The sequence below is a fragment of the Leuconostoc sp. genome (genome assembly GCF_965300815.1).
Window position 1 is genome coordinate 1 of the sequence record NZ_CBDKZH010000033.1, and the last position, 14,162, is coordinate 14,162.

Here is a 14,162-nt window from a genome sequence, read left to right on the forward strand (position 1 = left end):
GACATTACCTTACTCCAATATCTCTATCATAACAAAAAAGCCCGCTGACGCGGACTTTGAAAAACGACTTAAATTAGTTTTTTGTAACCTTACCTGACGCATCACGTGTGACTTTCATATCCGTCAAACCAATGTAACCAAGCTTTGGTACGATTGACTTTTGTACTTCCTTAGTTGTGAAGTAATCCAAGAATGCCTTAGTGGCACCTGTCGCGTCACCCTTTGTATACATATGTTCGTATGCCCAAATTGGCCATGAATTGTCTTCAACATTCTTTGTATCAGGCGTTACCTTATCAATGTTAAGTGCCTTGATACCAGAAGCATCCAAGTAAGCAAAGGCTAGGTATGAAATAGCCCCTGGTGTGGTTGACACAATCTTTTGAACCGTACCGTTAGAATCTTGTTCTGTTGCTTGAACAGCGTTTTGACCATCCAACACGTTCTTTTCAAAGACGGCACGTGTCCCTGAACCAGTCGCACGGTTAACCACAACGATCTTTTCGTCTTTACCGCCCACTTCTTTCCAGTTCGTAATCTTACCAGTGAAGATATCACGCAATTGTGTCTTTGACAAATTTGACACTTGGACATCTGCGTTCACGACTGGTGCAATACCAACAACTGCGACTTTGTGATCCTTCAACTTAGAATCATCAACACCAGACTTTTCTTCAGCAAAGACGTCCGAGTTACCGATTTGTGCTGAGCCACTAGCAACTTGACTCAAACCAGCACCTGAACCACCACCTTGAACTGTCACTGTCACACCAGGATTTTTTTGTTGGAATGACGTTGCAACTTGTTCTGCTAATGGTTGCAAGGCCGTCGATCCCAAGGCAAGCACCTTACCACTGAGATTAGAAGTGGCTGTTTTTTGTGTGTCTTGCTTGGTTGTGCTCTTATTTGAATTGGCATACAATGCCACACCTGCTGCGATAACGACAACACCGCCGATAACACCGACAACTGCTTTGTTCATGAGTAATTCTCCCTTGTCTAAGGCTTCATTGAAGCGTATGTAGTGTAAACTTGGTTGTAGTAGTGGCTCTTGGGTGCCAGTCCTTGTTTACAAGTTATATACTACCGACGCTGTGTCAAAGAACTAGGCACAAACCTGTCATCGTTATGTAAATCATTGTAAAGTCATCTTTACGCAGTTAGACCACCATCGTGTAGCCGAAACCACGAACCGTTTTTAGGAGCACCGGCGACTTCGGGTTGGCTTCAATTTTTTCCCGTAAATTACTAATATGCATGTCGACCATACGGCTTTCACCCGTGTATTCATAGCCCCAGACCGCCGTTAAAATCGTTTCACGATCAATGACCCGTCCAATACGTTGGGCAAAATAGAGCAATAATTCATATTCTCGTGGCGTCAACGTCAAAATTTTATCAGCCTTAGTCACAACCTTTTTATTATCATCAATCACCAGATCCTGAATCTTAATGACATCCGCTTCTTCAGAGACTTGATGATCAACTTGTGAACGACGTAATACCGCCTTTAAACGCGCGATAACTTCTCTTGGGCTAAACGGCTTAGTAATATAATCATCTGCTCCAAGTTCTAGACCAAACACCCGATCAAATTCATCCCCTTTAGCAGTGACCAAAATCACTGGAGTACTAATCTTATCTTGACGTAAGGTTTTCAAAACCGTCATGCCATCCATGCCTGGTAACATCAAATCTAGCAAAATAGCATCGAATTGCTGTTGACTGGCTAATTGATAAGCCGTCTGGCCATCTTCTGCCACTGTGACGTCATAATTATTCTCTTCCAGGTTATATTGCAATAACGTTGAAATTGCTGCTTCATCATCCACTACTAAAATTTTTGTCATGATCCCAACACATCTTTTTTAATTATGATGTCTGCCTCTCTAATTGTTTGCTTAATTGCATTGTAACAAAAAAAATGGACACGCCCTAGCGTTTCCATTTATTCTTTACAGGATTTATACAATTGGTTCGTCCGTTAAATCATCATCGTCATCAGTGACTAATGCCAGTGTTTCTGGGGCTTCAATTGTCTCATCATCAGCCTCTTCTACTGGCAACTCACCATCACCAATTCCAAAGGCGTTACGAACTTTAGCATAGATTTCTTGACGCATCGCAGCATTTTCGGGTGCATCCAAGAATTCTTTCGCTTTTTCACGGCCTTGGCCAACCTTGATATCACCGTAATAGTAGAAGGCACCGGCCTTACGGATAATTTCTTGTTCCGCACCGAGGTCTAAAATTTCACCAGTTTGTGAAATACCCTTCCCGTACATGATATCAACTTCAGCAACCTTAAATGGTGGCGCCACCTTATTCTTAACCACTTTGACTTTCGTTAAGTTTCCAGTCACATCTGTGCCATCTTTAATTTGGGTTGACCGACGCACTTCCAAACGAATCGTTGAATAGAATTTCAACGCACGGCCACCAGGGGTCGTTTCGGGGTTACCAAACATCACCCCAATCTTTTCACGAATTTGGTTGATGAAAATCGCAACCGTCCCAGTACGGTTCAACGTACCAGCTAATTTACGTAAGGCTTGGCTCATCAAACGGGCTTGCAAGCCGACGTGTGAGTCGCCCATTTCCCCCTCGATTTCTGCACGTGGTACCAACGCTGCCACAGAATCCACAACAATCATATCCACTGCCCCAGATTGTACCAACGCATCCGCAATTTCTAACCCTTGTTCACCAGTATCAGGTTGTGACAAAAGTAATTCGTCCTTTTTAACACCCAAAGCTTCAGCGTATTTCACATCCAAGGCATTTTCGGCATCAATATAGGCGGCTGTCCCACCGGCTTTTTGCACTTCAGCAACGGCGTGTAACGCCAACGTTGTTTTACCAGAAGATTCTGGCCCATAAATTTCAATAATACGTCCTTTAGGATAGCCACCGACGCCTAAAGCAACATCTAGCTTAACTGATCCTGAAGGATAAGTCTCAACTTGTGTCAGTGCATTATCACCCAACACCATGATTGATCCCTTACCGAAATTCTTTTCGATACGCTTTAAAGCTTCATCAAGTGCCGCCTTACGGCCGCTTGCTTGACTATCTTTATCGTCTTTTTTAGTCGTCTTTTTTGTGACCATTTTTAGCTAACTCCTTTTATCTTACCTCAATAGTGTACCTGTTTCTAAACGTAAAAGCAAGCATTTAACGAACAATTGTTCGACAGCGTTCGTACCTTATTTGATGATACGAAAAAAGCGCTTATCGCGCTTTTATAGACCGTCAGAAAAGACCACTCGGTTCTGCCAGAAATAGTCAATCCCTGAATAAATTGTAAAGATCACCGCAATCCACAATAAGATTTCCCCAATTGGCAACCCAATCGCGGTAAATGGCACATCTTTAAGATATAAGAAGAAAATTGCAAACATTTGCGAGAAAGTCTTGATTTTACCTGGCATCTGCGCCGCTAAGACCTTCCCATTATTTTCTACAATTAAGGTACGTAAGCCAGTAACCGCTAGTTCACGAATCACAATCACGGCAGTCATCCAAGCTGGTACCACGTTGAACCCAGTCAAAAAGATCAAGGCTGTCATGACCAACAACTTATCGGCCAACGGATCGGCAAACTTACCAAAATTCGTCACCAAATGTTGACGACGGGCAATTTGACCATCCAAAAAATCCGTTATTGATGCTACCGCAAACACAATGGCAGCAAGCAACCAATTCAATGGTAACATCACGCCTGTCACATCAAGTGATTGCCAAGCATAAGGCACCGATAATAATAAGATAAAAACCGGAATAAGAATAATACGAAAAACAGTGAGTTGATTTGGAAGATTCATAATTGCCCCTTACTTATTGAGATTGAACAGAACGTTCCAAAATGGCGTTGCCGTTCCAATAACTGCCACTTTTTGATCATCAAAGGTCATCGTTGCATTGGCAACATTGGTGAATTGAACATTCACCGCATTAGTACCAGCAGGCACATCAATCGTTTTATCAGCCTTGACTAATTCATTTAACAACACAGTTGTCCCAACCGTCACTTTCACATTAGTCCCAGCACCCTGCGCCGTGACTTTAATTGTGTGTTGCTTATCGGCTTGTCCCGAGAGGTTATAAATTGTTGTTTGCAACGCTGTATTTTGTTCTGGCGTACCCAACGTTACTTTAGGCTCTGGTTTCTTTTCTGCTGGTTTTTCCGATGACGATGCAGCGCTAGAAGCATCACTGCTACTGCTGCTTGGTATCGTTGAAGTCGATACTGACACATTACCACTATCACTATTTTGTTGGTCATTGTTGCCAAGATGTGTCATAGCAAACCAAACCGCAACCAGGCCAACTAGAATAAAAATAGCCAACCAAACTTTTGGTAACATGTCAGAAAATTTTGAACGCGGCGACGGATTAGGATTTGTCCCCGCACGCACCACCCCATCATTATCACGATGAGCCCGACTCAAGTCACGACTTCTTGAGATTGAGGGCGGTGTTGTTTCCCCTAGCAACGTTTCTGGATTTAAGCCCACTGCAATCGCATATTGGCGAATAAAGGCGCGCACATAAAAATCCCCAGGCAAAATACTTAGGTTGTTATTTTCAATGGCCTCCAGATAACGTGCTTGAATTTTAGTTGCTGCTTGCACGTCTTCTAAAGATAAATTTTTCGCCAGGCGCGCAGCTTTTAGCTGTTCGCCTATTTGATTCGTCAAAGTTTCACTCATAATTTGTCCAATGTTATTTTTTCAGAACAAAACGTCGTAAAGTCGCGTTCTGATATATTTTTTCAGCACTATCTAGTATATCACTATATGTTAAATCTTGTAAAAGCATCACCTTATCAAATAAGTTTGTCCCAAATAACACATCATCCCCCCGTAAAGCGATACTTTCTAATGCATTTAAACGTTGGATGCCCTCTCCAAGTGTCGCCCGGCGTAACGATTCAAACGCCGATTCGGCATGTGCCAAAATGGTTTTATATTGCGCAATTTGTGACTGAATCGCAGCCGTTAGTGCGTCATATTCAGTTGTTTCCGCAAAGAAACTCACAAATTGATACGCATGCATCAAATCAAATGATGTCTCAAACTCCGTATCGATAATACCTTTATTATACAGGTTTTGATACCAGTCTGTCTGCTCTCCAAACAAAATATCCGCCAAGATATCAGCTGCTAGCGTTAATTTGGTTGCCGCTTCGCCCGTTACATCAAGTTTTGGTAACCGAATACCTAACGCAATTTTTGGCCGCGATACATCAAACTTTTGGATTGTTTCCTTTTTAGTTGGTTCAGGAATGACCGGCTCAAATCGACGAACATTTACTGCTTCAATCGTCTTTGTCGCCTGATTAGCCATCACCAGTGCCAGCACCTCATCTGGATCAAAATGACCGACCACCTGCAAGGTCATTTGATTAGGTTGGTAAAAAGCGCGATGAATTTGATATAGCAGTTCCGGTGTAATTTGTGCAATGGAAGCCTTCGTCCCCGCAATATCTTCGGCAATTGGCGCACCTGGATACAAGAGGTCTAGCAAGCCCATATAAATGGCCCAGTTGGCATCATCATCATACATCTGAATTTCTTGACCGATAATGCCCTGTTCTTTGGCTACCGTTTGTGCACTAAAGTAAGGTGTTTGCACAAAATCAAGCAAATGCGCAAGGGCTGGCAAAACGTTTTGCGTCGTTGAAAACAGATAACTCGTTTGATACGGGTTCGTAAACGCGTTGGCGTCCGCACCTAATTCACCAAATCGCGTAAAGGCATCCCCATCAGCCTTCTCAAACAGTTTGTGTTCCAGAAAGTGGGCTGTCCCAGCTGGAATGGTAATCGGTGCTTCATCATTGATTTGGAATTGGCGCGCCAATGACCCAAATGGAGTCGTTAATACAGCAAACGTTTTATGATAATTTGGCTTTGGTACCATGACCACAGTTAGCCCGTTAGGTAACTCGGTCGTTAAAACAGTTTCTTTTAATTTTGGATATGTCTTTTCTATCATGCATCCGCCTCTGGCATCAATGTAAATCTTCCTTGTAAAATCACTTGGTCGGCCAAAGCACTCACCTGCGCTGGAGTTACCGCTTGAATCGCCGCTACCCACTCCGCAGTGCTGGTCTCACGTTGTGTTAACAATCTAGAAAAGACAAGTTCAATTTCACTGTTAGGTGAATCTTGTTGACTTAAATAATCGTTAATTAAGCTCGTTTTAATCGCATCAAAGATTTCGTCACTAAATTCACCCGCTTGAATCGCCTTGAGTTCGGCTTGAATCATGCGATCTGTCTGTGCGACTTTATCCGCATCTAAACCAGCCGCCACCGTCATAAACCCTGTATCATGCTGCCAACGCGAGTAGATACTATAAGCCAACGAGGCTTTTTCCCGAATATTGGTAAACAATTTAGATAAGGCTGAACCACCAAATAAAGCGTTTAGCACTAAGGCGGTAAAGCGCTTTGGATCATCTGGTGGCAAACTCAACTGATATGATAACGTCAGGATGGCCTGATTAATATCTAATTGTGCTTCCGACAATTCAACGGTAGCTGGCCGTAGCCCTTGACGATAAAACGGCTGTAACATCATGTCACGGCGCGCTTGTAGTGGCCATTTGGCTAATTCAGTCACCACACGCTCAGCGTCAATATCCCCATACACAACAATATTAACTGGATCATTGGCAATCATCTGTCGATACGTCGCCAAAACGTCCGTCGCCGTTAACTGTTCAACATCACGTACTTGGCCAGAAGATGGTAACCGCATGGCCGGTGCACTATAGGTGAGTTCCCGCAGTTTCAACATGGCATAGCGGCGCTTATCATCAGGTAGACTCGCTAATTCGTTGATCAAACTTTGACGTTCTTTATCAAACGTCGCTTGATCAAACTGATCTCCCGTCACCAATGGTTCAAAAATCATATCCCGTAAAAAAGCAAAAGCATCCCCAAGGAGATGTTCTGCATGGTCAATATAAGTGGGCGCTGGCAATTGCAAATGGTAACGCACATGGTGTGTTTGGCCAAAACGTACCACATCTGTTTGGAACTGCGCCCCATACAAATCAATTGTTTTTTGCGCAACGGCCTGCTGGTCGGGATATTTTTGCGAACTGACAGCGGTCAAATAAGACAACAATGACCGTGCCGAAATGGTATGCGTCAGTAACGGCGCCGCAAAATCGACCGCAATGTGTAGGGTTTTAAATTGTGTTGTTGGGTGAACAACGAGTGTCACACCAGGCTTAAGTTGTATTTTTTTCATAGTATTGGTGAGAAGAGTCGGCTGAACTTTTGAATGAATTTCATCCAATATGACTGATTCTCAAAATCCTCAATTGTCAATTTTTTCGACACTAAAATGTCTTGTTCAAACTGTTCTTCTAACTGTGTTGCAAACTCTGGATCGTAGACAAACGCATTGGCTTCAAAATTCAATGAGAATGACCGAATATCCATATTGGCTGACCCAACGGTACCAATTTCATGATCGATTGTAACCGCCTTACTGTGCAAGAAACCAGCATCATAACGATACACTTCCGCGCCCATGGCAATTAATTCTTGTGCATAATACTGCGTTGCCCGATACACAAATGGATGATCTGGCATATCAGGAATCATCAAACGCACCCGAACACCTGACATAATCGCGATTTCTAAGGTTTCTAGTACGGCTGAGTCCGGAATGAAATACGGTGTCTGAATCGTAATTTCTGAACGAGCCGAAGCAAACATCCGCATAAAGCCTTGTTTAATTTGCTTTAAATCATTATCTGGCCCACTCGATACAATTTGAACCATCGCCCGTCCAGATAATTCCTCAATTTCAGGAAAGTAGCCGGCAGTATCGACGAGTAACTCGTTTTCTTCAGCCGTGGCATTCCAATCCATCAAAAAACGACTTTGCAGTGATAAGACCGCATCACCATGAATCCGCAGATGCGTATCACGCCAGTGCCCAAACTTTTTAGAACGATCAACGTACTGGTCTCCAACGTTTAACCCACCGATGTAACCGATTTTACCATCAATAATGGCAATCTTACGGTGGTTTCGGAAATTAAATCGCAGGGTCAAAAGCTGGAAGCGACGCATTAAAAATGGCGCTACCACCCCACCTGCTTCGCGCAAACGCTTATACATATCACGGTGTTGACCATGCGAGCCAAATTGATCAAAAATCACATGCACGTCCACACCTTCGCGTGCTTTTTCCGTCAACAAATCAACTAATTGATTCCCAATTTGATCATCATCAATCGTAAAGTACTCCAGATGGACATGATGCGTGGCCTGCCGAATGTCTTCAAATAAAGCCTTAAACTTATCCGGTCCATTGGTAAAAATTTTAATCTTGTTACCACGCGTCAAAACAGACTCATCTGTGCGTAAAAACAAGTTCGCCAACTCGGTGGCTGAATTTGGAATTGGTAATAATTGCTCAATCGCTTCGAGCTGTCGCCGTTGGTTATCCGCAATTTGTTCCAAACCAAGTTGTTCTTGGGTCCGTAAACGAAATATCCGCTTATCGGAAATACGACTACCAACAAAAAAGAAAATGATAAACCCTAACACAGGCAACATAATCAGGACCAATAACCATGCCCAGATTGATGCAATATCACGTTGTTGACTAAAGACAGTAATAATCGCCCCAAATGTGTTAGCAACTAAAAGAATTAAAAGGATTATCCACAATGAATCTCCTAGCATCTCACACCTCATTATCTCTCTATAATAATAGTACTAGTTTAACATTTTTTACGGTAATATGACAAAATTGATGCTGCTAATGGCGGTAAAAAAGCCAAAGTGATATACCACTTTGGCTTTTTACTTATTTTGAGAACCATTTATTTTCAATTTGCGTTAAGCGACCATCTTTTTTAAAGGTTGCTAACGTTTGATCGACTGCTTCTCGTAATTGTTTATCAGACTTTCGGAACCCAACTGCCGTTTGATCAATCGGGAACTCACCAACAGTCACGGTGTAATCCTTCGGATTTGGTTGGTGAGCAACGTAGTAACGGGCATAATCTTCATCAATTAACAGCCCATCAATACGCCCAGCATTCAAATCATTGAACGCTTTGTCAAAGGTATCATACCCAACGACCTGCTGGTTTTTGACGTATTGCTTAAGTACCTTTGGATACTTGTTAAAGCCTTCATCACCACTAGAGGCCGTTTGGTCCCCCAAGACTTTATCCTTCATATCTGAGAAACGATTAATATTATTTTTCTTAAGCGTCACCAGTACTTGGGTCGCCTTGTGGTAAGGCTTAGAAAAGGCTACTTGCTTTTCACGTGCTTTGGTCACCGTATAGCCATTCCAGATCGCATCGATATTGCCAGTATTAAGCTCTGTTTCTTTCATCGACCAGTCAATAGGCTGCCACTTGACTTTAATGCCCATCTGTTTAAAGACTGCTTTCGCCAATTCAACATCAAACCCAACAATGTTCCCATCTTTATCACGGAAGCCCATTGGCACAAATGTGTCATCCAGCCCAATCGTAATTTGCTTGGCTTTCTTGATACGTGCCCAGTCGTCCGTTTGGGTGGTTTGTTGTTCATTTTGAGCCGTTCGCTTCGCACCACTGCTTAAACTCATGGCCGCCCAGATGACAACCCCAACAAAGAGTAGTCCGACTAACGTATTAACAATAATTTTTTTCTTCATACTTACCATCAGCGACTGACCTCCGTTGCAAAATCAAACACGCGATCCGATACCATTTCAGCAAAGGGTTGATCGTGCGTAATAATCAACTGCGTCACGCCTTGCGCTTTAAGCGTTTTCACGACTTCCGCAACCTGCTTAGTTGAGGCCTCATCTAAACCACTGGTTGGTTCATCGTAAGCCAAAATTTTGGGATCCATTGCCAATGCCCGCGCAATCGCAACCCGCTGTTTTTGCCCACCCGATAGTTGGTAAGGATACAAGTCTGCCTTATCAGTCATACCAAGCGTGGCTAACAACGTTGTCGCCTTGGCCTTAGCCGCGTCACGTGACAGCCGGCTCACGTTGATGGGCGCGAGCATAATATTTTCAATCACGGTGTAGTTTGGAAAAAGATTAAAGTCTTGAAAAATCAAACCAACCTTCGCATCCGCACGCGTGCCATCAATGGCTAGCTGTTCGTCGTTGAGGCGCACCTCACCAGCATCGGCCGTTTCCAAACCAGCTAAAATTTTAATCAAGGTTGTTTTACCAATACCTGATGGGCCAACAATACTCAGTACTTCGCCATCTGCTACCGATAAATTCAACGCCTTAAAAATCGTGTTTGTGTTATATGTCTTCGTTAATTGTTTAATTTCTAACATCGCTTATCTCCAACTATTCAATCGCGTTTCACTACGTCGTAAGAGGACTGTCACAATGGCCGTCATGAGCAAATAAATGAGACCAACTAACAAATAAGGCACCAACGTCACATCACGGCTAGCCGCAATATTACCTGCTCGTAGCAAATCACCCAAACCGATAACATAAACTAATGACGTGTCCTTAACCAAATTAATCACTTCATTACCAAATGATGGCACAATAATTTTAATCACTTGTGGCAAGATAATCTTGAAAAATGTTTGGACGCGCGTAAAGCCTAGTACTTTCGCAGCGTCATATTGGCCACGCGGGATTGCTTGCAACCCACCACGGAAAATTTCAGCGAGATAGGCCGCATAGTTCACGATAAAGGCAATCGCCGCGGCTTCAAAACGGGGAAAAGTAATGCCCATCATCCCCAAACCATAATAGACGAAAATCAGTTGCAACAGGAGCGGCGTTCCCCGCATCACCCAGATATAACCATTAATCAACCAGCGAATGGTAAAATAAGGTGACTTCATGCCCAATGCCACAAGAATACCTAATGGCACTGATCCAATAATGGTAATAAAGAAAACCCCTAACGTCATTTTCAACCCTGACATTAAACTGGGCAAAATTTCTAACAAATAATTCATCTTGCTCTCCTTTGCGCGATATTAACTCACTTTTTAAACGATTAAAAAAAATCCCCTTGCAAAATAACTTGCAAGAGGACGCGTCAGCGTGGTGCCACCTCAGATTCTAATTTTGTTCACACAAAATTACTCTGTCAGTCTTTTGGTTGAATGGTTGCAAAAACGCCCTCTGAATACAGCTGTATTCAGAGGGCGTTTTCCGCGGTGCCACCTCTTATCGCAAAACCATCACTGGTCGTTGCCTCAATAAGTCAAAAGACTGTTTGCGATAACGGGCAAAACCGATATGACCTACTCGATTCAATCATACACTCACAGATGTGTTTCAACTAACACCACTGTTTGCTCACACTACCCGCAAACTCCCTTAAAGTGATGCTAATCTACTCTTCCGCTCAACGTTTTTTAATATAAAACTTAGTATAATCTATTTTTTTATTTTGTCAAGCACTTATCTCAAAAACTGGAATAAGGACCACACTGGATAATAACCTAATGCCGCAATCGTCAGATTCAAAGCTAATGTCGGCAACACTTCATAAAGGAAAAATGACACCAAACTCACATTGGCAATCCCAATAATAAAGCCAGCCATATAGGTAATGAGCAAATAAGTCACCAGCCCAATCAACAGTAACGTCATCCCACTCAACAAACGCTCATCCAAATAGGCATGTAGTTGTTTCATAGCCCCCACGGCCCCTAAAAAGGCTACCGTGTAAGTCCCAAAGATGCCCGTATAATACATATCAAAGAGCACCCCAATAATAATGGTATATAGCCAAATTGGCACTTCATTTTCCGCATCAAATTGAATGGCATAAAACAACCAAATCAACGTTAACACCGGTAATACATGCCATGGGAAAGCGGTAAAAATACCACCCATGGCAGCCATTAAATCACCATCTACAAACAGGAAAAAAAGCAATAAGACTGGGAAAACCACCCGCAAACGTGTTAATTGCCAAAAAGCCATTATTGCGCTCCAATCTCTGATACGGCCACCACTACTGTGGTGATATTACCTAAATCAGCCGCTGGTTCAATATAAATTCGCTTTGACAAACCGTAGTCATCCTTGGTGACCTTCGCCACTTTACCAACATACAAACCAGATGGAATCACGCCACCCAAACCAGATGTTTCTACAAGATCGCCAGCTTTAATTTCATTATCCGACGTAACTTGTCCCATGATTAATTGGTTCGTTTCGCGGTCAAAGTCTGTCACAATCCCATTGACATCCCCTTTATTGCCTTTAATAGTGATGGCAAAACGGTTGGCATCTTCTCCAGTATCAGAAATCAGTGCCACTTTGGCATTTGTTGTATTGACTTCGCTAATACGGCCAATAATACCAGAACCAGCTAAAACAGGCATCCCCTTTTTCAAACCAGATTTGCTACCCTTGTTAATCACTAATTGTGATTGCCAAGTGGTTGGTGACCGACTAATGGTCACGGCAGTAACCGTTTTGAAATCCGTTAAGGTCGCTTCCAATTTCAACTGTTTTTTCAGCTCGCGGTTTTCTTCCTCGACAGTTTGTAAGCGCACTTTATCTTGTGCAAATTCATCAATTTTAGCCTTTAAAGCGCGATTTTCTTCAAATGTACTCAGTAGATTGCCAATACTATTAGCCGTCCGACCAATTGCTGTTGTCGGTACCGCAATCACGCGACTCACACCACCTGCTAAATCATTGCTAAAACGTTGAATAAACGGCGGTGTATTGGTCCGTTTCGCCCACCAGTTCGATCCGGCAATTAAGCCAACAATGACAATAAAAGCAATAATAATTGTTACAACTGCGCGAGATGAAAAAATTTTACGCATTTTGTTGTCCCCTTGTTTAAAAAATAAAAGCGCAGCGCAAGCGCTACGCTAGTGTACAATATGCCAACAACTGATTACCCTTGTCGCATCACATCAATTGACTTTAACGCTTCACCAGTACCAATGGCCACTGCATCGAGTGGTTCATTCGCAATTAAGACTGGCACTTTTGTTGCTTCTTGAATAATCTTATCAAAATCACGTAAGAAGGCACCGCCACCCGTTAAGACCATCCCGTGGTCAATGACATCAGCGGCAATTTCTGGTTGGGTTGATTCTAACGTTTCACGAATGGCAACGACAATCTCTTGCACAGGTTCTTGAATGGCCAACGCCACGTCTTCCGCTGTCACATCAATTGTCTTAGGCAAACCTGTCAACAAATCACGCCCACGGACTGATGCATCTGGCAATGTGCGTGCCAATTCAAGTGACGCTGCCCCAATTTCAATCTTCAAACGTTCCGCAGTGGGCTCACCAATAGTGACGTTATACTTATTACGTACAAAATTGGCAATGGCTTCGTCTAACTTGTCGCCAGCAATTCGAATTGAACGACTTGAGACAATACCGCCAAGTGAAATCGTGGCCACATCCGTTGTACCACCACCCATATCGACAACCATTGAACCAGTTGGATCCATGACGGGCAAACCAGCCCCAACAGCAGCGGCAAATGGTTCTTCAATGACATACGCATCACGCGCACCAGCTACACGTGCGGCATCAATCACCGCACGGCGTTCAACAGCCGTCACACCTGCAGGCACCCCAATTGTAACGTAGGGCTTCCCAATACGACCACCCAATGCCTTTTGCAAATAATAACGAATCATGGCAACTGTTGTATCATAATCAGCAATCACACCATCACGCATTGGTCGAATAGCAGCAATACTTGCGGGTGTCCGACCAAGCATATCCTTGGCTTCTGATCCGACTGCAACGACTTCATTCGTCTGTGTGTTACGTGCGACCACCGACGGCTCACGCAAAACAATGCCGCGTCCTTCAATATATACATATGTATTGGCTGTACCAAGATCGATACCAACGTTTCGTTGTCCAAATGAAAATGCCACTATGCTGCCCCTCTTTTGTACCTGTTATTGTGAAAATACGCATGACTTAAATTATGCTTAACTTATAGTATTGTAGCATAAAAAACAATGCTGTTGCCGATTAATTTGCGCGGACATATTTAATATGCCCACCTTTACCCGCAATTCCACGAATACGATTTTGGGATGGGAAGTCACGCCAAACTTGTTGAAATGCCGGAAAAGTTTCTGGCGTAATCTCAATTTCATCAATTTTGCCGTCACGTAAATCATTTAATAATGTTTCATTA

At 43.1% G+C, this 14,162-nt stretch carries 14 protein-coding genes and 1 other annotated feature; all 14 genes read right to left on the reverse strand.

The window, feature by feature from the left end:
• Positions 1–73: 73 nt before the first annotated feature.
• Positions 74–982: a phosphate ABC transporter substrate-binding protein gene (locus ACW12G_RS03565; RefSeq protein ID WP_227784052.1), complete on the reverse strand. Its 909-nt coding sequence runs from the start codon at positions 980–982 to the stop codon at positions 74–76.
• Between the two features lie 178 nt (positions 983–1,160).
• The gene (locus tag ACW12G_RS03570; RefSeq protein ID WP_029509632.1) at positions 1,161–1,850 is read right to left on the reverse strand and encodes a response regulator transcription factor; all 690 of its coding nucleotides are present in this window, start codon (positions 1,848–1,850) and stop codon (positions 1,161–1,163) included.
• A gap of 114 nt (positions 1,851–1,964) precedes the next feature.
• Positions 1,965–3,110, reverse strand: a complete 1,146-nt coding sequence (recA, locus tag ACW12G_RS03575; protein WP_455647285.1) for a recombinase RecA — start codon at positions 3,108–3,110, stop codon at positions 1,965–1,967.
• A 132-nt stretch (positions 3,111–3,242) separates the two neighbouring features.
• Positions 3,243–3,824: a CDP-diacylglycerol--glycerol-3-phosphate 3-phosphatidyltransferase gene (gene pgsA, locus ACW12G_RS03580; RefSeq protein WP_055307552.1), complete on the reverse strand. Its 582-nt coding sequence runs from the start codon at positions 3,822–3,824 to the stop codon at positions 3,243–3,245.
• 9 nt (positions 3,825–3,833) lie between these two features.
• Positions 3,834–4,712, reverse strand: coding sequence for a helix-turn-helix domain-containing protein (locus tag ACW12G_RS03585; protein WP_048701458.1), 879 nt, complete (start codon positions 4,710–4,712; stop codon positions 3,834–3,836).
• Between the two features lie 13 nt (positions 4,713–4,725).
• A complete protein-coding gene (yfmH, locus tag ACW12G_RS03590) occupies positions 4,726–5,997 on the reverse strand; it encodes an EF-P 5-aminopentanol modification-associated protein YfmH (protein WP_048701457.1) in 1,272 nt (423 codons plus the stop codon).
• Positions 5,994–7,262: an EF-P 5-aminopentanol modification-associated protein YfmF gene (gene yfmF / locus ACW12G_RS03595; protein WP_455647286.1), complete on the reverse strand. Its 1,269-nt coding sequence runs from the start codon at positions 7,260–7,262 to the stop codon at positions 5,994–5,996. The genes yfmH and yfmF overlap by 4 nt, the downstream gene beginning before the upstream one ends.
• Positions 7,259–8,713, reverse strand: a complete 1,455-nt coding sequence (cls, locus tag ACW12G_RS03600; protein WP_048701453.1) for a cardiolipin synthase — start codon at positions 8,711–8,713, stop codon at positions 7,259–7,261. Before cls ends, yfmF begins: the two co-directional genes overlap by 4 nt.
• 124 nt (positions 8,714–8,837) lie before the next feature.
• Complete coding sequence (locus ACW12G_RS03605; RefSeq protein WP_455647287.1) at positions 8,838–9,692, reverse strand: amino acid ABC transporter substrate-binding protein; 855 nt, start codon at positions 9,690–9,692, stop codon at positions 8,838–8,840.
• Positions 9,692–10,330, reverse strand: a complete 639-nt coding sequence (locus ACW12G_RS03610; RefSeq protein WP_455647288.1) for an amino acid ABC transporter ATP-binding protein — start codon at positions 10,328–10,330, stop codon at positions 9,692–9,694. Before ACW12G_RS03610 ends, ACW12G_RS03605 begins: the two co-directional genes overlap by 1 nt.
• A gap of 3 nt (positions 10,331–10,333) precedes the next feature.
• Positions 10,334–10,975: an amino acid ABC transporter permease gene (locus ACW12G_RS03615; protein WP_010002958.1), complete on the reverse strand. Its 642-nt coding sequence runs from the start codon at positions 10,973–10,975 to the stop codon at positions 10,334–10,336.
• A 71-nt stretch (positions 10,976–11,046) separates the two neighbouring features.
• Positions 11,047–11,383, reverse strand: a binding site (T-box leader).
• Between the two features lie 43 nt (positions 11,384–11,426).
• Positions 11,427–11,954 (reverse strand): rod shape-determining protein MreD, encoded by a 528-nt coding sequence (gene mreD / locus ACW12G_RS03620; RefSeq protein ID WP_029510163.1) that lies wholly within the window; start codon positions 11,952–11,954, stop codon positions 11,427–11,429.
• Positions 11,954–12,811 (reverse strand): rod shape-determining protein MreC, encoded by an 858-nt coding sequence (mreC, locus tag ACW12G_RS03625; RefSeq protein WP_029510162.1) that lies wholly within the window; start codon positions 12,809–12,811, stop codon positions 11,954–11,956. Before mreC ends, mreD begins: the two co-directional genes overlap by 1 nt.
• A 74-nt stretch (positions 12,812–12,885) precedes the next feature.
• A complete protein-coding gene (locus ACW12G_RS03630) occupies positions 12,886–13,893 on the reverse strand; it encodes a rod shape-determining protein (protein WP_010002870.1) in 1,008 nt (335 codons plus the stop codon).
• Positions 13,894–14,162 lie beyond the last annotated feature (269 nt).